The 22,390-nt window shown below is 70.3% G+C and carries 4 protein-coding genes; 3 read left to right on the forward strand and 1 reads right to left on the reverse strand.

Annotation, left to right across the window (positions count from 1 at the left end; all coding sequences use genetic code 11):
- Positions 1-94 precede the first annotated feature (94 nt).
- The 3 genes from NI2_RS02030 to NI2_RS02040 are packed head-to-tail and all read left to right on the forward strand — an operon-like array spanning position 95 to position 21,134.
- Complete coding sequence (locus NI2_RS02030) at positions 95-18,370, forward strand: non-ribosomal peptide synthetase (RefSeq protein ID WP_067485231.1); 18,276 nt, start codon at positions 95-97, stop codon at positions 18,368-18,370.
- Entirely contained in the window at positions 18,370-20,913 is a 2,544-nt protein-coding gene (locus NI2_RS02035) for an AMP-binding protein (RefSeq protein ID WP_067485234.1), read from the forward strand. Before NI2_RS02030 ends, NI2_RS02035 begins: the two co-directional genes overlap by 1 nt.
- Positions 20,910-21,134 (forward strand): MbtH family protein, encoded by a 225-nt coding sequence (locus tag NI2_RS02040; protein ID WP_067485237.1) that lies wholly within the window; start codon positions 20,910-20,912, stop codon positions 21,132-21,134. Before NI2_RS02035 ends, NI2_RS02040 begins: the two co-directional genes overlap by 4 nt.
- 35 nt (positions 21,135-21,169) lie before the next feature.
- Here the strand turns inward: NI2_RS02040 and NI2_RS02045 are convergent, their stop codons facing one another.
- A complete protein-coding gene (locus NI2_RS02045) occupies positions 21,170-22,381 on the reverse strand; it encodes a TetR/AcrR family transcriptional regulator (RefSeq protein ID WP_067485240.1) in 1,212 nt (403 codons plus the stop codon).
- Positions 22,382-22,390 lie beyond the last annotated feature (9 nt).

The following is a 22,390-nucleotide window of genomic DNA, read 5'->3' on the forward strand; positions in this document are numbered from 1 at the left end:
CCGGACCCATCGGCGACCACGAGGTACTTCAGGTGTCTTCGTGCTGCCCGAAAACGTTCGGACTGCTGTTTTTTCGCGATACGAGGAGGCTCTGGTGCACGGTACGGAGTTGGGTGGGTTCAGCGCGCGACCGCAGGAAGCGGAGGGTGCGTCGGCACCGTTCCCGCTGACCCCCGCTCAGCTGGGGGTCTGGTACGCGCAGCTGCTCGACCCCGACGTGCCGATCACCATCGCCCAGTACGTGGACATCACCGGCGAGCTGGATCCCGATGTGCTGCAAGCGGTTACAGCCGAGGCGGCACACACCTACGGTTCGCCGCTGGTGCGGATCGGTGAGCGCGACGGTGTTCCGTATCAGGTGGTCGACCACTCGCTCCCGATCGAGAACGAGCTCCCGCTGATCGATCTGCGCCACCACGACGACCCCGTCGCCGCCGCCCAGGAATGGATGCGCGCGGAATTCGGCGCCCCGCTCGACCTGCTCACCGACCGCCTCGTCGCGGGCGCGGTGCTGCGGGTGGGTGCGCAGCGCTGGTTCTGGTACCTGCGCGGACACCACATCGTGCTCGACGGGTACGGCGCGTTCACGCTGTCGCAGCGCATCGCGGAGCTCTACACCGCCCGGGTACTCGACTTCGAGCCGTCGCGGGTGGTGCCGGGTGACCTGGCCGAACTCGTCGAGGGCGAACAGCGCTACCGCGAGAGCACCCGTTTCGCCGCCGATCGTGAGCACTGGGCCGAGCGCATCGCGGGCCTGGACAGCCCGACCGCGCTCGACCCGCGCACCGCGCCGCGCTCGGCGATCAACCTGGTCACCGGCGGCAGGCTCACCGACAAACTGGTGCAGCGACTGGAAACCATTGCCGCCAGCGATGATTCGACGCTGTCGGCGGTGCTGCTCGCCGCGTTCGCCGCCTACCTCGGGCGGCTCACCGACCGGCCGCACGCGGTGCTGAGCCTGCCTGTTACGGCTCGGACCACCGCTGTCATGCGGCGCTCGGCGGGCATGCTGTCCAATATCGTTCCGCTGCGCCTGCCGACCGGCGCGGCCGGGGCGAGCACCACTTGGGGCGAGCTGCTGCGCGCGGCCCGGGTGGAGGTGGCCGGTGCGCTGCGCCACCAGCGCTACCGCGCCGAGGACATCCGCCGCGACGCCGAGGACGACGGTCGCCCGGCCCGGCGCGCGCTGTTCGGTCCGCTCGCGAACTTCATGCTGTTCCGCACCAGCCTGCTGCTCGGCAACACCACCGGGCGCTACCGGGTGCTGTCGACGGGTCCGATCGAGGATCTGAGCCTGAATGTGTACTACGGCGATCACGACCGGGTGCATGTCGATTTCGAGGCGAACCCCAACCTCTACGACGCCGATTCGCTGGCCCGGCATCACTGCCGTTTCCTGCGCTTCCTCGAGCGGCTGACGGCTGTCGACCTGGATACCCCGGTCGGCGCCGTCGAGGTGGCCACCGAGCTGGAACTCGAGGTCAGCACCAAGATCTGGAATGCCACCGGCTTCGATGTGACGGCCGTGCTCACGGAGCGCGCGGTGGCGTCGGCGACGCTGCCCGCGATGTTCGAGGCGCAGGTTCTGCGGACACCCGATTCCGTGGCTGTCCGGATGGCCGGTTCCGGTCAGGCGCTCACCTATCGCGAACTGTCGCAGCGGGCCGCCCGGCTGGCACGACGGCTGCGGGCGGAGGGCATCGGTCCGGAATCGCTGGTGGCGCTGAGTATTCGGCGTTCCACCGACCTGGTGATCGCCATGTACGCGGTGCTCGCCGCCGGCGCGGCGTACGTACCGATCGATCCGGACCACCCGGCCGATCGCATCGCCCACATCCTCGAAACCGCCTCGCCCGCCGCGGTTCTCACCACCACGCGAGAAGCCTCCCTCGCCACGGACGTGCCGGTACTCGCGGTCGACGACATCGACCTGAGCTGGTACGCCGACGAGCCGCTCACCGATGCCGACCGCACGGCGCCGCTGCGGCCGGAGCATCCGGCCTACGTCATCTTCACCTCCGGCTCCACCGGTCTGCCCAAGGGCGTGGCCGTCGAGCACGCCGCGATCGTGAACCGGCTGGTGTGGATGCAGCACAGCTACCGCCTGCACGGCGTGGACACGGTGCTGCAGAAGACGCCGACGACCTTCGACGTGTCGGTGTGGGAGTTCCTCTGGCCCTTGCAGATCGGTGCCACACTGCTGCTCGCAGAGCCGGACGGGCACCGCGATCCCGCCTACCTGCGCCGGGTGATCGCCGAATACGGCGTCACGGTCGCACATTTCGTGCCGTCGATGCTCGAGGCCTTCCTCGCTCAGCAGGAGATCGCCGAACGTGGTTCGTTGCGACTGGTTTTCGCCTCGGGCGAGGCGCTGCCCGCCCCGCTGGCGCAGCGGTTGCGGTTGCTCACCGGCGCCCGGCTGCATAATCTCTACGGTCCCACCGAGGCCGCCGTCGACGTCACCTTCCACGAGGTGACCGACGCCGACCGGGTGACGGTGCCGATCGGCGCGCCGGTGTTCAATACCCGGCTCCATGTTCTCGACTCGCGGCTGCGGCCGGTTCCGGTCGGGGCTCCGGGTGAGCTGTATCTGTCGGGGGTACAGCTCGCCCGGGGTTATGTCGGCCGTCCCGAGCTCACCGCGGGCCGGTTCGTCGCCGACCCGGCGGCGGCGGGTGAACGTATGTACCGCACCGGTGACCTTGTGCGCTGGACGACCAACGGTGAACTGGAATACCTGGGCCGCACCGACTTCCAGGTGAAGTTGCGTGGCCTGCGCATCGAACTCGGTGAGATCGAAGCGATCCTCGACGGCGTCGAGGGCGCCGCGCGCACGGTTGTCGTCGTGCGTGACGACGCGGGTGTCGGCGAACAACTTGTCGCGTATGTGGTGGCCGAGGCCGGTGCCGTCACCGCCGACGCGCTGCGTGCGGCCGCCCTGCGCGCCCTGCCCGCCTACATGGTTCCCGCCGCGTTCGTGCTGCTCGACGAGCTGCCGGTGAACGCCTCGGGCAAGCTCGACCGCAAGGCCCTGCCCGCTCCCGCTCGCACCGTCGTCGCCTACACCGAGCCCGCCGGGCCGGTGGAGGAGACGGTGGCGCGGGTGTTCGGTGAGGTGCTCGGCCTCGAGCGGATCGGCCGTGACGACGACTTCTTCGCACTCGGCGGCAACAGCCTCGTCGCCACCCAGGTCGCGGCGCGCCTCGGCGCCGATCTCGGCTGCGGTCTGACGGTGCGCGACCTGTTCGGCGCCACGACGGTGGCACGGCTGGCCGCGGTGATCGCCGAGCGCGCCGACGCCGGTGTGAGCGCCCAGCTGCCGGTGCTCGCCGCCCGACCGCGCCCGTCGACGGTTCCGCTTTCCCCCGCACAGCAACGCATCTGGTTCCTGAATCGGTTCGACCCGGCCGCGCCCGGCTACAACATGCCCTTCGTGGTGCGTGTGCGCGGCACTGCGGATCTCCCCGCGCTGCTGAGCGCGCTCGAGTCCGTGGTGGACCGGCACGAGGCCCTGCGCACCATCTTCCCGGCTGTCGACACGGGGGGCGAGGTGGCCGAGCAGGTGGTGTGCCCGGCCGGGCTGGTGCGCATCGGTGCGCCGACCGAGGTGGCCGCCGCAGATCTGGATGCCGAGCTCATCCGATTCGCCTCCACCGGTTTCGATCTGGAGCGCGAGGCGCCGTTCCGCGCGCAGGTGTTCGTGGTGGCCGACACCGCCGCGCGAGGCGAACCGCACACGGACTCAGACGAGCTCGGCCCCGAAGCCCGTCACGAAAACGGCGCCGCGGTCGATGCGGGTGACGGTGAATGCGTGCTCGCCGTCGTGTTGCATCACATCGCGGCGGACGGTGTTTCGCTGCAGGTGCTCGTCCGCGATGTGCTCACCGCCTACCGCGCCGCCGCCGACGGCGTCGCCCCCGACTGGTCGCCGCTGACCGTGCAGTACGCCGACTACACCCTGTGGCAGCGTGAACTCCTCGGCGCCGAGAGCGACCCGAACTCGCTCGCCGCACGCGAAATCGCCTTCTGGGAAAGGGCTCTGGCGGGACTGCCCGATCAGCTCGAACTGCCGTCGGCGCGGCCGCGTCCGGTGGAACCGAGCATGCGCGGCGCGCGGGTGAGCTTCACCATCGACCCCGCCCTGCACCGGCAGCTCACCGACTTGGCTCAGCAGGCCGGGGCGTCGCTGTTCATGGTGCTGCACACCGCGCTGGCCGTGCTGCTCGCCCGCCTGTCGGGCACCACCGACATCGCCGTCGGCACCGGTGTCGCCGGACGTGGCGACCGGGCCATCGACGACCTGATCGGCATGTTCGTCAACACGCTCGTGCTGCGCACCGAGGTCGACCCGGCCGCCAGTTTCGCGGCCGCCCTCGAGCACACGCGCGAGACCGACCTTGCCGCGTTCGCGCACACCACGGTGCCGTTCGACCGGCTCGTCGATGTGGTGAACCCGGCGCGCTCGCAGTCACGCCACCCGCTGTTCCAGGTGGCTCTGAACTTCCAGGCGGTGCTCGACACCACCTTCGAGTTGGCGGGCTCGCCGGTCACCGTGCACGAGATCGAACTCGCCATCACCAAGTTCGATCTGCAGATCACCCTGGCCGAAAAGCGTTCCGCCACTGGCGAAGCCGACGGTATCGAGGCCGTCGTCCTGTACGCCACCGATCTGTTCGACGAAACCGATATCCGTGACCTCGGTGCGCGCTTCGTGCGTTTGCTCGCCGCCGCCTCGGCCGCGCCGGAAACCGCCGTGGGCGAGCTGCCGCTGCTGTCGGTGGAAGAACAGGCCCGGCTCACCGGCATGCGTGGCGCACCCGTCACCGCCACCGGTCTGCTACCCGACCTGCTCGCCGCCGCCGTCGCGGCCGACCCGGAGCGTGAGGCCGTCACCGACGGCGACCGCAGCCTCACCTACCGGGAGCTCGAGCGGGCCTCGTCGCGACTGGCCCGGGTGCTCATCGATGCCGGCGTCGGACCGGACGACGTCGTCGCCGTCGGCATTCCGCGTTCCATCGAATCGGTGCTCGCCGTGTGGGCGGTCGCGAAGGCGGGTGCGGCGTGGCTGCCCGTCGACCCCAGCTACCCGCTGGACCGGATCAACCACATGGTCACCGATTCCGGTGCACGCCTCGGCCTGACCGTCGACGGGTCGGCCGCCGCGCTGCCCACCTCGATCGAATGGCTGGCCCTCGACGAGCTCAAGCTGATGGCCGAATGCGCCTCGCGCTCCAGCGAACCCGTCACCGATCTCGACCGGGTGCGTCCGCTGCGGGCCGAGCACCTCGCCTATGTCATCTACACCTCCGGTTCCACCGGTCTGCCCAAGGGTGTGCTGGTGACCCAGGCCGGGATCGCCGGATTCGCCGCCGAGGAGACCGATCGCATGGTCGGCTCGCCGGACGCGCGGGTGCTGCAGGTGGGTTCACCGTCGTTCGACATCTCGGTGATGGAGTTCCTGCTCGCGGTGAACTCGGCCGCCACGCTGGTGATCGCCGTGCCCGGTCGGCATGTCGGTGACGAACTGGCGCAACTGCTTTCGGAGCAGCGGGTCACACACGCGCTCATGACCCCGTCGGCGCTGGCCGTCCTCGATCCCGCCCGGCTCGAGCACCTGCGGATGGTGATGGTCGGTGGCGAGGCGTGCCCGCTCGAGCTGGTCGCCCGCTGGACCGAGGGCCCGGTGGGGCGCGTGTTCGTCAACGCCTACGGCCCCTCCGAGACCACCGTCGCCACGAACATCAGCGCACCCCTCACCGCCGACACCCCGCTCACCCTCGGCACACCGCTGCGCGGCATCGCTCAGTGGGTGCTCGACAGCAGGCTCCGCCCGGTGCCCGCGGGCGTCACCGGCGAGCTGTACGTGGCGGGCGCCCAGCTCGCCCGTGGCTACCGCGACCGCGCCGCCCTCACCGCCACCCGCTTCGTCGCCTGCCTCTGGGAGCAGGGCGCCCGCATGTACCGCACCGGCGACCTGGTCCGCTGGACCCCCGAAGGCTCCCTCGTCTACGTCGGCCGCAACGACGACCAGGTGAAACTGCGCGGATTCCGCATCGAACTCGGCGAAATCGAATCCGCCCTCCTCGCCGACGCCTCGGTTCGCCAGGCCGTCGTGATGGTCCGCCGCGATGCCCATCGCGGTGACCAGCTCGTCGCCTACCTCGTGCCGGCCACACGGTCGGGCAAGGGCTCCGAAGCGTTCCCGGAGAGGATCGCCGAAGGGCTGCGTGGTCGGTTGGCGGCGCATATGGTGCCGTCCGCGTTCGTGGTGCTCGACGCGCTGCCGTTGACGCCGAACGGGAAGCTCGATCGGCGGGCGTTGCCGGAGCCGGTGTTCGCGGCGAAGGCCTTCCGCGCACCCGCGCCTGGCACCGAAACCGTGGTGGCTCAGGTGTTCGGCGACGTGCTCGGCGTGGAGTCGGTCGGCGCGGATGACGACTTCTTCGCTCTCGGTGGCAATTCCCTGGTCGCCACGCAGGTCGTGTCCCGGCTCGGGGCCGCGCTCGGTGCCGGTGTGCCGTTGAAGTCGCTGTTCGAAGCGCCGACCGTCAGCGCGCTCGCCGCCCGCCTGGCCGGTGCCGAGAAGACCGCCGCGATGCCCGCACTCGTCGCAGGTGAACGGCCGCAGCGGATTCCACTGTCCTACGCGCAGCAGCGGATGTGGTTCCTCAACCAGTTCGACGCGGAGTCGGTGGCCGACAATATCGCCGCCGCCATCCGCCTGACCGGCGATCTCGACCACACCGCGCTGGCCGCGGCAGTGGACGCGGTGATCGCCCGGCACGAAGCGCTGCGCACCCGCTACCCGGCCGTCGACGGTATCCCGTTCCAGCAGGTTCTCGATCGGTTCTCCGTGGCCCTCGAGCCCGAGGACATCGATCCCGCGACGCTCGACGATCGTGTCCGCGCACTCGCCGCCGTGCCGTTCGCGGTGGATCAGGAGCCGCCGGTCCGCCTGCGCCTGCTGCGCACCGCCGCCGACGAGCACGTCCTGGTGCTCGTGGTGCACCACATCGCCGCCGACGGCTGGTCGGTGGCGCCGCTCACCCACGACGTGATGCTCGCCTACGCGGCCCACCGCGCGGGCACCGCTCCGGAGTGGACCGCGCTGCCCGTGCAGTACGCCGACTTCGCCCTCTGGCAGCGGGACGCGCTGGGTGCCGAGGACGACCCGTCGTCGGCGATGGCCCGTCAGATCGGTTTCTGGACAACAGAACTCGCGAACCTGCCCGACCTGCTGGCGCTCCCCACCGACCGCCCGCGTCCGGCCGTGGCATCGGGTCGCGGAGCCCGCCACGCCTTCTCGATTCCCGCGACGATCACCGACCGCCTGCGTGCGCTGGCGGCCGAGTCCCACGCATCGCTGTTCATGGTGCTGCACGCCGTGTTCGCCACCACCTTGGCCAAACTCTCGGGCGAGGACGACATTTCGGTCGGCACACCCGTGGCCGGTCGCGGTGACCAGGCTCTCGACCGGCTCGTCGGCATGTTCGTCAACACGCTCGTGCTGCGCACCCGGATTCCGTCGGATGCCACCTTCACCGAACTCGTCGGCACCGTCCGCGACGCCGATCTGCGTGCACTCGCCAACGCCGACGTCACCTTCGACCGGCTCGTGGAGGTGGTCGACCCACAACGCTCGACCGCACGCCACCCTCTCTTCCAGGTGATGCTCGACTTCCAGAACACCACCCGGACCGAACTCGAACTCGCGGGCCTCACCGCGACGGAAGTCGAGATCGACACCCACACAGCCAAATTCGACCTGCACCTGACGCTGCGCGAAACCTCCGACGGCCTGCTCGCCCGCTTCGAGTACGCCACGGACCTCTTCGACGCGCGGACCATCACAGATTTCAGCACCCGGCTCCTACGGGTACTGGATACGGTGAGCGCCGATCCCAACGTCGTGATCGGCGACATCGACCTGCTCGGCGCCGCGGAGCGCACCCTGCTGCTCGAAACCTGGAACGACACCGCGTTCCCGGTGATCGAGGGGGCGAACCTGGTCTCGCTGTTCGAGGCACAGGCCGCCCGCACCCCGGGTGCGACCGCGGTGACATTCGAGGGTCGGTCCCTCACCTACGCCGAGTTCGGCGAGCGGGTGAATCGCCTCGCCCGCCTGCTCATCTCGATCGGTGTGCGCCCCGACCGCACGGTTGCCCTCGGACTGCGCCGCGGCACCGACCTGGTGGTCGCCATGTACGCGGTGCTCACCGCAGGTGGGGCGTACGTGCCGCTCGACCCCGACCACCCCGCCGAGCGCATCGCGCAGGTGCTCGACGCCGCCGACCCGGTGTGCGTGCTCACCCGTGAGGCGGACGGCCTCGATCTGGCCCGCGCCGAGCGCGCTGTCGTCCTCGACCTGGATCAGGTCGACACCACCGATTACCCGGCCGACCCGGTCACCGACGTCGACCGCCTCGCCACCATCACCCCGGACAATGCCGCCTACCTGATCTTCACCTCCGGCTCCACCGGCAAGCCCAAGGGGGTTGTCGTCTCGCACGCCGCGATCGTCAACCGGCTGATCTGGATGCAGGACGCCTACCGCCTCACCCCCGCCGACACCGTCCTGCAGAAGACACCCGCCACCTTCGACGTCTCGGTGTGGGAGTTCTTCTGGCCGCTGCAGATCGGTGCCCGTCTCCTCCTGGCCGCCCCCGACGGTCACCGTGACCCGGCCTACCTCGCGGACCTCATCGACCGTGAAGCCGTCACCGTCGCCCACTTCGTCCCCTCGATGCTCACGGCGTTCGTCGGCGCGCTGGGTGCCGACATCGCCCCGATGACCGGGCAGCTCACCGCGCCCCGGTGCGCGTCGCTGCGGCTGGTCTTCGCCTCGGGCGAGGCGCTGCCGCCGACGCCCGCCCAGGCCGTGCGCGAGCTCACCGGTACAGCTGTGCACAACTTGTACGGCCCCACGGAAGCCGCAGTCGACGTGACTTTCCACGAGGTCGTCGACGCCGACGAGGTCACCGTCCCGATCGGCGCCCCGGTCCACAACACCCAGGTCTACGTCCTCGATACCCGCTTGCGTCCGGTTCCGCCCGGCGTCCCCGGCGAGCTCTACCTGGCAGGTATTCAGTTGGCCCGTGGCTACGCGGGTCGCCCCGACCTCACCGCCGACCGCTTCGTCGCCAACCCGTTCACTCCCGGCGAGCGCATGTACCGCACCGGTGATCTGGTGAGCTGGACGGTCCTCGCCGACAGCGACCCGGCAGCGAGTGTGTCGCACATCGACGCCCGCACCAGTGGTGCTGATTCCTCGGACGACACCGATATTCGCGTCGGAGGAGACGTGGACAGAGCGCCGGTGCGCTGTGCACGTGGCGAGCTGCAGTACTTGGGCCGCACCGATTTCCAGGTCAAACTGCGCGGGCTCCGGATCGAGCTCGGTGAGATCGAAGCAGCGCTGTCGAGGGTGCCCGAGGTTGCCCAGGCTGCGGTTCTGGTCCGCGACGACGTGCTGGTCGGCTATCTCGTCGGCGCCCCGGATCTCGAGGCCGTCGAGTCGACGCTGGCTCGCACCCTCCCGGCCTACATGGTCCCGTCGGCGTTCGTGGTGCTCGACGAGTTCCCGCTGAACGCTTCCGGCAAGCTCGACCGGAAGGCGCTGCCCGCACCGGTTTTCGAGGCCGCGGCATTCCGTGCGCCGTCGACCGAGGTGGAGCGGATCGTCGCCGCCACCTTCGCCGCCGTGCTCGGCTTCCCGGCCGATCGGCAGGTCGGTCTCGACGACGACTTCTTCGCCCTCGGTGGCAACTCGCTCACCGCCACCCAGGTCGTCGCCCGGCTCGGTGCCGCCCTCGACACCCAGGTCCCCGTGCGTCTGCTCTTCGACGCACCGACGGTCCATACACTGGCCGAACGATGCGCGGCTCTGCAGGGCATCGGCGGCCGGGTAGCGCTCACGACTCGCGCACGCCCGCAGCATATTCCGCTTTCGCCCGCGCAGCGGCGCATGTGGTTCCTCAATCGCTTCCTCGCCGACGCCGACGGTCCCGGCGACGCCGTCGACAACATCCCGGTCGCCCTGCGCCTCACCGGCGACCTCGATATCGCCGCGCTCGAGGCGGCCCTCGCCGATGTGATCGACCGGCACGAAACCCTGCGGACCAGTTACCCCGAAGGCCCTGACGGCGCCGAGCAGCGGATCGCCGCCGCCGCCCCGCTCGCGCTGACACCCGAGCCGGTCACCGAACGGGAACTGCCCGCCCGCCTGCTGGCATGTGCCGCGGTGCGCTTCGACCTGACCACCGAGATCCCGTTCCGCGCGGCACTGTTCGCGACGGACGACGCGCACGTCCTCGTCCTCGTCGTCCACCACATCGCCGCCGACGGTTTCTCCCTCGGCCCGCTGGCCGCCGACCTGATGACCGCCTACGCCGCCCGCCGCGACGGCATCGCCCCCGCCTGGTCGCCACTGCCGGTCCAGTACGCCGACTACGCCCTCTGGCAGGACGAGGCACTCGGCGACCCTGTCCACCCCGGCTCGCTCGCCCACACCCAGCTCGCCTTCTGGCAGCGCACCCTCGCCGGTCTGCCCGAACAGCTGGAACTGCCGACCGACCGGCCACGTCCGGCCGATTCGAGCTTCCGCGGCGGCGTGCACCGGTTCCAGATCGACTCCGATCTGCACAGTGAGCTGCGGGAACTCGCGCGCAAGCACGAGGCGACCCTGTTCAGCACCGTGCACGCGGCGCTGGCCGTGCTGCTGGCGCGGCTGTCGGGCAGCGGTGACATCGCCATCGGCACCCCGGTCGCCGGCCGCGGGGAGGCCGCCATCGACGGCCTGATCGGCATGTTCGTCAACACCCTCGTCCTGCGCACCCAGGTCGACCCGCGCGCCGAATTCGAAACCACCCTCGATGCCGTGCGCGCGGGCGACCTCGACGCCCTCTCCCACGCCGACGTCCCCTTCGAGCAGGTCGTCGAGGCCGTCGACCCGGCACGGGCCCGCAACCGGCACCCGCTGTTCCAGGTGGCTCTCGTCCTGCAGAACTTCACCGTTCCCGCACTCGACGCGGCCGGATTGCACGCGGCCCCCGTCGATTTCGACGCCGCCGTCGCGAAGTTCGACCTCCAGTTCACCCTGCGCGAATCCGACGACATCGACGGCCGCGCAGACGGCATGGCCATCGAAATCGCCTACGCCACCGACTTGTTCGACGAATCCAGCGTGGCTGTCCTCGCCCGCCGCTTCACCCAGGTGCTGGCCGCTGTCGTCGCGGACCCGACCGTCGTCGTCGGCGACATCCAGTTGCTCAGCGCCGAGGAGCAGCAGCGCACGCTGCACGACTGGGCGAGCGTCGAGGCCGCGGTGGCCGAGACCGGCGACAGCATGGTCGACCGGTTCGCCCGCGCCGCCCGCATCGATCCGCAGGCCGTCGCGGTGAAGGCAGGGGAGCGGCAGCTCACCTACGCCGAGCTCGATGCCTGGTCCAGCCGTCTCGCCCGGCGTCTCATCGCGGCAGGAGTCGGCCCCGAGGCGCTGGTGGCCGTCGCTCTTCCGCGCACTGTCGAACTCACCGTCGCGCTGCTCGCGGTGCTGAAGGCCGGTGGCGGTTACCTGCCGATCGACCCGAACTATCCCGCCGACCGGATCGAGTACGTCCTCGACGACGCCCGCCCGCTGTGCGCCGTCGCCAATGCGGAGACCGGCCTGCCGCGCGACTGGTTCGGCGGGCCGGTGATCGACCCGAACTGCGGCAACCTGGCCGACTTCGGAGCCGAACCGCTCACCGACACCGATCGCCGTGCCCCGCTCGCACCCGCGCACACGGCCTACGTCATCTACACCTCCGGTTCCACCGGCCGCCCCAAGGGCGTGCAGGTGCCGCACGCGAACGTGCTCGCGCTGCTGGATAATACGGCCGCGAAGTTCGAGTTCGGGCCGTCGGATGTGTGGACGATGTTCCACTCCTACGCCTTCGACTTCTCGGTCTGGGAACTGTGGGGAGCCCTGCTGCACGGTGGCTCGATCGTCCTCGTCGACTACTACACCTCCCGCTCACCCGAACAGTTCCGCGAACTCCTGATCCGCGAACAGGTCACCGTCCTCAACCAGACCCCATCGGCCTTCTATCAGCTCATCGCCGCCGATCTGGACGCCCCGGCCATCGCCGCCGATGGGGTCGCGCCCGCCGTCGCTGCCGATCCGGTCGCATGCGCCACCGATGCGGACCGGCCGTGTGACCCGTCCGTCGGTGCTGAATCCGGCAGTGGGGACGCCGACCCGGATGCGCTTCCCGCGGGCGGCAGGGCAGACCGCGCCACGGCGGATGCGCAGGGTCTGCGTGGCTCGGCCGAGGGTGCTCCCGCCGACTTCGCGCTACGCGCGGTGATTTTCGGCGGTGAAGCGCTGGAACCGCAGCGACTGGATGCTTGGTTCGCCCGCCATCCGCACGCGCCTCGACTGGTGAATATGTACGGCATCACCGAGACCACCGTGCATGTGTCCTACCGCGAGATCACCCCGGACACCGGCTCGGCCAGCGTGATCGGCGGCGCCATCGCCGGACTCACCGTGCGCGTCCTCGATTCGCGGCTGCGTCCCGTTCCGGCGGGCGTGCCCGGTGAAATCTACGTGTCCGGCCCACAGTTGGCGCGCGGCTACCTGAACCGACCCGGCCTGACGGCGAGCCGCTTCGTCGCCGACCCGTACGGTCCGCCCGGGTCGCTCGCCTACCGGTCCGGCGACCTGGCCCGCTGGAAGGCGACCGGTGACGGCGCCGACCTCGAGTACCTCGGTCGTGCCGACCAGCAGGTGAACCTGCGCGGCTTCCGGGTGGAACTCGGTGAGATCGAGGCGGCGTTGCTGAACAGCTCGGCGGCGCCCCGCGAAGTCGCGGTGCTGGTGCGTACGGATCTCGTCGACGAGCCAAGGATCGTGGCCTACCTCGTGCCGGGTACCGCGCACATCGATGCCTCGGCGCTGCGCCAGGAACTGTCGCGCACACTGCCCGAGCACATGCTTCCGGCCGCGGTCGTGCCCGTCGAGCGGATTTCGCTGACGGTCAACGGCAAACTCGACCGGGCCGCGCTGCCCGCGCCGGTCTTCGAGGCCACCGTGTACCGCAAGCCCGCCACGGTCACCGAGGAGATCGTGGCCGCGGTCTACGCCGAGGTACTCGGCACCGGTGACCAGCCGGTCGGCGCCGACGACGACTTCTTCGCCCTGGGCGGCAGCTCCCTGCTTGCGGCCAAGGCTGTGGCCCGCATCGGCGCGGCACTCGACCGCAGGGTCGGTGTGCGCACCCTGTTCGAGGCGCCGCGCGTCGGCGACCTGGCCGCCGCCGTGGACGCGCAGGCGAAGGTGGACCGTCCCGCCCTGGTCGGCCGGGCACGCCCCGACCGCCTGCCGCTCTCGCCTGCCCAGCAGCGCATGTGGTTCCTCAACCGCTTCGACCGCACCTCGGTGGCCTACAACATCCCGTTCGCCCTCCGCCTCACCGGCGACCTGAACATCCGCGCACTCCAAGCGGCCGTTGCCGATCTGATCGCCCGGCACGAATCCCTGCGCACCATCTACCCCGAAGTCGACGGCACCCCCGTCCAGTCGATCGTCCCCGCCGCGCAAGCGATCGCCTCCGGCGGCGGGCTCCCAGCCGCCGCGTCCTTCGACGTGGTCGAGACCCGCGTCGCCCCAGTAGCCGATCACGTCGCAGCCGCGACCGTCGATTCGACTCCTGCGCGGGCCGGAGCCATCCCGGCGCTGGTCGCGGTGGACATCACCGATGAGTCTGTGCCGCACGCTGTTCGGGAGCTGGCCGAAACCACCTTCGATGTCACCGCCGAAATCCCGGTCCGGCTGCGGCTCTTCCGCCTCGGCGAGTCCGAGTTCGTGCTGGCGGCGGTCCTACATCACATCGCCGCCGACGGTTCGTCGATCGCACCGTTCGTCGCCGATCTGATGCGCGCCTACACCGCCCGGCTCGCCGACACCGCGCCCGGCTGGACGCCGCCCGCCGTCCAGTTCGCCGACTACGCCCTCTGGCAGCGTGAACTGCTCGGCGACGACAGCGACCCCGAATCGGTCGCCGCCCAGCAACTCGCCTTCTGGCAGCGACAGCTCGCGGGCCTCCCGGATCAGCTGGCGCTGCCGACCGATCGTCCGCGCCCGGCCCGGCAGAGCCTGCGCGGCGACAAGGTGACTTTCACCGTCGACGCCGACCTGCACGCCGGGCTCGCCGCGCTCGGCCGCGCGCACGGCGCCACCCTGTTCATGGTGGTGCACGCGGCCTTCGCCGCCCTGCTCGCGCGGCTCTCCGGCACCGGCGACATCGCCGTCGGCACCCCGACCGCCGGTCGCGGTGAGGCCGAACTCGACGAGGTCATCGGCATGTTCGTCAACACCCTGGTGTTGCGCACCCCGGTGACGCCCGCGGCGCCGTTCACCGAGCTGCTGGCGGCGGCCCGCACTGCCGACATCGCCGCCTTCGCCCACGCCGATGTGCCGTTCGAGCGGCTGGTCGAGGTGCTCAACCCGGCCCGCTCCACCGCCCGGCACCCGCTGTTCCAGGTCGGCTACTCCTTCCAGAACCACGATCGTGGAAACCTGGAGTTGCCCGGCCTCACCGTGACCGACATCGAATTCGATTCCGGCGTCGCGCAATTCGATCTGCACCTGTTCGCCCTGGACAACTACACCGCCGACGGGTCACCCTCGGGTATCGACATGGTGCTCGGCTACGCGACCGACCTGTTCGACGACACCACCGCCGAGCGGTTCGCCCGGTCTCTGCACCGCATCCTCGAATCCGTCACCGCCGTACCGGAAACCCGCGTCGGCGACCTCGACCTGCTCGGCGCCGACCGCGTTCGTGTGCTCGAGACATGGAACGCCACCGCGCACCCGGTCGCCCCGGCCACGCTGGCCGACCTCGGCGCCCGGCAAGCGGAGCGGACCCCGGACGCGACCGCCCTGATCGACGCCGATACCGGGGAATCCCTGGACTACCGCACCTTCGACGCCCGGGTGAACCGCATCGCCCGCCTGCTCATCGCCGAAGGTGTCGGCCCGGAACGCACCGTGGTGCTCGCCATGCGCCGAGGGCTCGACCTGGTGATCGCCATGCACGCCGTGGTCCGTGCCGGTGGCGCGTACGTGCCGATCGACCCCGACCACCCGGCCGACCGCATCGCCTACATCATCGAGACCGCCGCGCCGATGTGTGTGCTCACCACCGTTGCCGACGGTGTGCCCGTCACGGTGAACGTTCCCGTCTTCGAGCTGGATCATCGTGCGCTGGAGGAGGTGACGAACGAGCCGGTCACCGATGCCGAGCGCATCACCCGGCTGCGCCCGGAGCACCCCGCGTACGTCATCTTCACCTCAGGCTCCACCGGCCTGCCCAAGGGTGTCACCGTCCCGCACGCGGCCGTCGTCAACCAGCTGGCCTGGCTGCACGACCGTTTCACCATGACCGGCACCGACCGTGTCCTGCTGAAGACACCGGCCACCTTCGACCTGTCGGTCTGGGAATTCTGGTCCCCCCTCACCAGCGGTGGGGCGCTGATCGTCACCCGCCCAGGTGACGAACGAGAACCAGATCGTCTGCGCGACATCATGAACCGCTACGGCGTCACGGTGCTGCACGCCGTCCCATCACTGATCGGCATGCTCCTCGCCGGTGCCGATGTCGACGCCCCGACCGCAACGACCCTGCCCCTGTCGCTGCGCGCGGTCCTCGCCATCGGTGAAGCGCTACCGGCCGCGACCGCCACCCAGTTCCTGGCGTCCGGCACCTCGGCTCGTCTGCACAACCTGTACGGGCCGACCGAGGCCGCTGTCTCGATCACCGAACACGAAGTCGCGCAGCACCCTTCGCATGGGGTTCCGATCGGCTCGCCCGAGTGGAACAGCGCGGTGTACGTGCTGGATACCCGACTCAACCCCGTGCCGATCGGGGTGGCGGGCGAGCTGTATCTGGCCGGCGCGCAGTTGGCCCGTGGCTACCACGGCCGCTACGCCCTGACCGCCGATCGCTTCGTCGCCAACCCCTTCGAGCCGGCCGGGACACGCATGTACCGCACCGGCGACATCGTCCGCTGGCGCGACGACGGCACGCTCGAATACCTGGAGCGCGCCGACTTCCAGGTCAAGATCGGTGGCTTCCGGATCGAGCTCGGTGAGGTCGAAACGGCCCTGCTGCGCTGCACCGATGTGCGTGCGGCGGTCGCGATCGCCAAGGACGACGACCGCGCGGGCACCCGCCTGATCGCCTACGCGGCGGTTGCCGACCTGACACCCGGTGACGAGCAGACCATCGCGTCGCGCCTGCGTGGCGAACTCGCGGGCCACCTGCCCGCCTATATGGTCCCCGCCGCCGTGGTGGTGCTCGACAGCCTGCCACTCAATGCCAACGGCAAAGTCGACCGAGCCCGGCTGCCAGAACCGGCCTTCACCGAGGCGGCCTTCCGCGCACCGGTCACCGCGCTGGAACAGCTTGTCGCACAGGTTTTCACCGAGGTGATCGCCTGCCCGAGCGCCGGTCTCGACGACGACTTCTTCGCCCTCGGCGGCAACTCGCTGATGGCGACCCGGCTCGCCGCCCGGCTCGGTGCCGCACTCGGCGCCCAGGTGCCGGTCGCGGCCGTTTTCGAGGCACCGACCGTCGCGGCCCTCGCCGAGCGGCTGGCCGCCGCCGACCGCACGGACGCACGCCCGCCGCTCACCCGGCGCACCGAGGCCGGACCCGCCGTCCTCGCACCCGCGCAGCAGCGCATGTGGGTGCTGCACCAGCTGTCCCCGCAGTCGTCGGCGTACCACATCCCCGCCGCCATCCGCCTCACCGGCGAACTCGACCTGGCGGCCCTGCAGGCCGCGATCGCCGACCTGCTCGCCCGCCACGAGAGCCTGCGCACCCGGTACCCGGACACCCCGGACGGACCGGTGCAGCAGGTACTGCCCGCGTGGTCGTCGGCGGTCGACCTGACGCCCATCCCGGTCGCCGCCGACGACGTCGAGGCCCGGATCGTCGCCCTGGTCGCCCAGCCGTTCGACATCACCGCCGCACCGCCGGTTCGCGTGGCGCTCTACAAACTCGGTGAGAACGAGCACGTACTGGTCGTCGTCGTCCACCACATCAGTGGCGACGGTTACTCGATCGCACCGCTCACCCGGGATCTGGTGCGCGCTTACGTCGACCGTGCTCAGGGCAACGAACCAGGCTGGGCGCCACTGGAAATCCAGTACAGCGACTTCAGCGTCTGGCAGCGAACCATGCTCGGTGACGAGCACGACCCGGACAGTGTGGTGTCCCAGCAGCTGCGGTACTGGTCGCAGGAGCTCGCGGGCGCACCGGAACTTCTGTCGCTCCCGACCGACCGCCCCCGCTCCACGCGACGCGAGACGCACGGCGCGACTGTCGAATTCGGGGTCGATTCAGCACTGACCCGACGCCTGGACGAGGTGGCTCGCAGCAACAACACCACCTTGTTCACCGTCGTCCACAGCGCTCTCGCCGTGCTGCTCGCCAAGCAGTCGGGCAGCAGCGATGTCACCGTCGGTGCCCCCGTCGCCGGTCGCGGTGCGCGCGAACTCGACGATCTCGTCGGCATGTTCGTCAACACCGTCGTGCTGCGCACCGAGGTCGACTCCCGTGCCCCGTTCACCGACCTGCTCGCCCAGGCCCGCCGCCGCGACCTGGCCGCCATCGCGCATGCCGATGTCCCGTTCGAGCAGGTGGTAGACGCGCTCGGGCGGACCAGATCGGGCGCCTACACGCCGCTGTTCCAGGTGATGCTCACCTTCCAGAACATGCCACCGGGCAGCATCGACCTACCCGGCCTACGCGTGCAGCCGCTCGACCCGGGCCTGACCGAAGCCAAGTTCGACCTGCACCTGACCGCCGTGCAGCGCTACGACGCCGACGGCGAACTCGACGGCATCGACATGCATTTCGGTTACGCCACAGACCTTTTCGACGAGAAGACCATCCGGGTGCTCACCGAGCGATTCCGCAAGGTGCTCGCCGCCGTCGCCGCCGATCCCGCCGTGGTGGTTCGGGCCATCGACGTGCGCACCGACGCCGAGCAGGCACCCACCGCACCGACCACCGCCGACCTGCCGAGCCTGATCGGCTCAGCGGCCCGTGTGGCGCCGGCGACCGTGGCATTCGTCCACGGCGAGCACGCCATCTCCTTCGCCGAGCTCGACGCCAAGCTCACCGCCGTGAGCCGGTCGATGGGCGCGAAGATGAAACCCGAAGCGCTGATCAACGTCGCGCTGGCCGGGCTGGTGCCCGGTGTGCTCGGCGCCCTCGGCGCGGCGGGTCTAGCCACCACTTTGCACACACTGGTGACCGATGCCGCCGCGGTGATCGCCGGGGCGGGGTCGGCTGACGACTCGGAAGGACAACTCTGATGTCGCACACGAATTCGGTCACGGCCGCCGTCCCGTTCGACACGCTGGGGCGTGAGCTCCCGAACGAAGACGGGCGTGACCCGGCGACCCTGCTCGCCGCATTCATCGACCAGGTCGCCGACGACCCCGATGCGCTCGCTGTCGTCGACGGCGAACGCGCCCTCACCTACGCCGAGATCGCCGACCGCGCCGAAGAGCTGGCGGCGGTGCTGGTGGAACGCGACGCCGGTCCCGAGACCACGGTCGCGGTGTGCCTGCCCCGTTCCGCCGAACTGGTGGTGGCCGTGCACGCCGTGATCGCCTCGGGGGCGGCGTTCGTTCTGCTCGATCCCGACGCACCCGCCGACCTGCGTGCCCGCACCCTTGCGCTGGCGGCGCCCACCCTGCTGCTCACCCGGACCGTTCCCCCGTCCGCCGACCCGGGTCTCGACACCGGCTCGACAACCGATGCTGTTGTCGAACAGGGTGTTTCGGTTCAGGTGTTGACCGGCGCGGACAACCCGCCTGCTGAAGGTTCCCGTGCTCTTCCCGGTCCGGGTGCCGACAATCCCGCCTACCTCGTCGTCGACCCGACCGCCTCGACCGCCGTCGTCATCGGACATCGTGCGGCACACGCCAATTCGGTCTGGCGGTATCGGATGTGCGGCATCGGGGCAGGCGATTCCGTGCTGTGGCACGCACCGCTCGCCTCCCAGGCCGCGATCGGTGAACTCCTGCTCGCCCTGCAATCGGGCGCGGCACTCGCACTGCCCGTCGGCGACACCCTCGCCGAGGCGATCGCCGAAACCCGGGTTACCACAGCCGCGTTCGACCCGGCCCAACTCGCGGAACTGACCGAGCTACCCGACGCCGAGGAACTACTCGACTCGCTACGCGTGGTACTGGCCCGAGGCGCGACCCTCCCGGCGAGAACCGCCGCGGCCCTGCGTTCGGTGAGTGGCGCCACCCTGTGGCAGGTGTACGGCAGACCGGAAACCGCGGGCGAGGTCGTCGCCCACGAGGTGACCGGCGCCGACCTCGAAGTGGTGCCACTCGGGTGCGCCGCCGACGACGTGGAACTGCTCGTTCTCGACGAACATCTCGAACCCGTCGCCGACGGTGAGGTGGGCGAACTGTACATCTCCGGCGTGCAATTGGCGCGCGGCTACCTCGGCAGGCAGGCGACCGCCGCCACCTTCCTCGCCAACCCCATCGGACCCGTCGACGACCGCATGTTCGCCACCGGCGACCTGGTGCGTCGCAGGCCACCGGGGGAGGGGTGGGCCGCCGAACTCGAATACGTCGGGCGGGTGGACGATCGCGCCGACCGGTACGCGGTCGTCCCGGTACGCGGCGGACTGCCGGGTGAACTCCTGCTCGACGAGTTCGAAGCCCAGGCCGCCGCGACGCCTTTCGATCCGGCCGTCGTCCACGCGGCGGGTTCCGGATCGATCATCACCTACGGTGACCTCGACCGGCGGACCAATCAGCTCGCCCGGCACCTGGCCGCGCTCGGCATCGGGCCGGAATGCCCGGTGCTGGTGGATATTCCGTGCTCGATCGAGCTGGTCGTCGGTGTGTACGCCGTGCTGAAGGCGGGTGGCGCGGTGGTGCCGGTCGAGGCCGGGGTGCTGCCGCCGGTCGTCGGTCCCGCGCTGATCGTCACCGTGGCCGGGCGCGAACACACTGCGGTGTACGACATTCCGCGGGTGGTCATCGACGACGTGGCGCTGTCGGACTACTCCGACGAACCCATCACGCCCGGTGAGCGGCGCGCGCCCGTACTTCCGCAGCATCCGGCCTTCGTGCTGTATCCGCGCGGCGCCGGGCAGGGCGTCACCGTGAGCCACGCGGCGGCGGTGCACCGGATCACCGCCATGCAGAGCAGGCACGGGCTCACCGGCCGCGACGTGTACCTGCACCAGGCCACCGAATGGCACGGATATGTGCTGCCGTTGCGGGTCGGCGCCACCGTTGTCCTCACCGAACCTCCTGATCCGGCCCGGTTGACCGACCTGATCGCCACCTACGGCATCACCGCCGCCGACTTCACCCCGCAGCGGCTCACCGAATTCACCGAACACCTCACCGGCGTCGCCGACGGTGTGCCGACCCTGCGCAGTGCCGTCGTGCTCGGCGCCCCGCTCACCGCCGCACAGATCCGCGACTTCGCCGCCGTCTCCGCCGCGCACCTGCACCACGACTACGGTCGCGCCGAAGCGACCGTCACCCTCACCTACCCCGAACAACCCCGCGCCGACTCGGGTGAACCCCCGCCGGTCCGGGTTCGGGAATGGAACCGCCGCGTCTACGTGCTCGATGCGCGACTGCGCCCGACCAGTCCCGGCGTCGCGGGCGAGCTGTACCTGTCGGGCGCGCAACTGGCTCGCGGCTACCGCGACGACCCGACCGTCACCGCCGAACGCTTCGTCGCCAACCCCTTCGGCATCCCCGGCGAACGCATGTTCCGCACCGGTGAACGCGCCCGCTGGGAAATCGACGGAACCACCGCCGCTCTGGTCCGCCTCGGCACTACCAACCCCACCAGGAAGGCACTCCCATGACCAACCCGTTCGACGACGACAACGCCCAGTTCTACGTCCTCGTGAACTCCGAAGGCGAACACTCCCTCTGGCCGACCTTCGCCGCCGTCCCCGGCGGCTGGACCGTGGCTTTCGGTGCCGCCCCCCGCACCTCGTGCCTGCACTACGTCGAATCCCACTGGCTCGACATGCGCCCCAATTCCCTCATCGCCGCCATGGCCAACGACCCCCGCCCCGAGTAGGCCCGTCACCGTCGGGGCCGGCTTCGGCGGGACAACTAGCCGAGCAGTACCCGGCGCATGAGGAAGCCGACTCGGGCGCGACCGGCCAGGGGTGTGTTGCCGAAGGCTTGGCCGAGGTCGATGACCATGGCGAAGGCCGCGTGGACGAGGAAGCGGGCCTCGGCGGGGGTGAGGGTGGGACGGACCTCGCGGACGAGGCGGGCCCATTCCTGGACGCTGAGACGCTGGATATTGCGCAGGACCGCGCGTTCCTCGGCGGGGACGTGGCCGAATTCGGCGTAGTAGACCACCGCGAGAGCGCGTTCGTCGAAGGTGTCGGCGACGAACTGGTCGATCAGCACATCGAGGGCGGCGGCACTGTGCGGGGTGCTCGCGACGGCGGGACCGATGGCGCCGGACACCCGGTCGGCGGCGCGGCGGAACGCGGCGGCGAGGATGTCGCTCTTCCCACGGTAGAAGCGGTAGACCGCCGAAGCGGCGGAAAGACCGGCGGCGGAGGCGATGTCCTCCACACTCACATTCGGGTAGCCACGTTCGTGGAACAGCTCGACCGCTTTGCGCAGCAGCAGTTCGTGTTTGAACGCGGCGGGGATCTGTGCCCGCACCGACTGCTCGGAAGCTGTTGCGGCAGGCGGAAGCTCGCACTCGAGCAACGACATGCACGCCGAGCCGAGAAGCTTGTGCACCGCCCGCGCGGGGAGGGCGGCGTGGTGGTCGGCGAGGCTGGTGACCACGCCGAACATGGCCGTGGACACCAGGCGTAGCTCCTCGGCACTCAGTTCCGGACGCAGGACGGCGAGTTCACGGTCGAACCCGGCGAGGACGGAACTCTGCTGCCGATCGAGAACCGCCCGGTCGGCGGGCTCGAGATAGCGACCCTCCCAGCGCACCAACGTGACGGTCGCCCGGTTCTCGAGGGTGGCGCCGATGAGCCCGGCGAGCCTGTGCCGCAACCGTTCCGGCGCCGACCGGACCTCGGCGGGTACCTCGACGGCCGTGGTGAAAGCCTGGCCGACCCGCAGCAATTCCTCCCGGAACAACGCGTACTTACTGGGGTAGTGCCGGTACAGCGCGGCCGAGCTGATGCCGAGCGCGGCCGCGATGTCCTCCATGCTCACCCCGTGATACCCGGCGGCCCCGAACGCCGCCGCCGAGGTGGCCGCGATCTGCGCGCGCCGATTCTTCGGCCTGCGCCGCACACCATCGACTACCGACCCACGTGCCACACGAGACTCGCCGACATTCATACCCGAAGT

This window comes from Nocardia ignorata NBRC 108230 (assembly GCF_001612905.1).
Taxonomy (GTDB): Bacteria; Actinomycetota; Actinomycetes; order Mycobacteriales; family Mycobacteriaceae; genus Nocardia; species Nocardia ignorata.

What these genes read in the sequence shown, in the direction of transcription:
- NI2_RS02035 (WP_067485234.1), top strand. Translation starts at nt 18,370, where the DNA reads ATGTCGCACACGAATTCGGTCACGGCCGCCGTCCCGTTCGACACGCTG.
- NI2_RS02040 (WP_067485237.1), top strand. Translation starts at nt 20,910, where the DNA reads ATGACCAACCCGTTCGACGACGACAACGCCCAGTTCTACGTCCTCGTG.
- NI2_RS02045 (WP_067485240.1), bottom strand. Translation starts at nt 22,381, where the DNA reads ATGAATGTCGGCGAGTCTCGTGTGGCACGTGGGTCGGTAGTCGATGGT.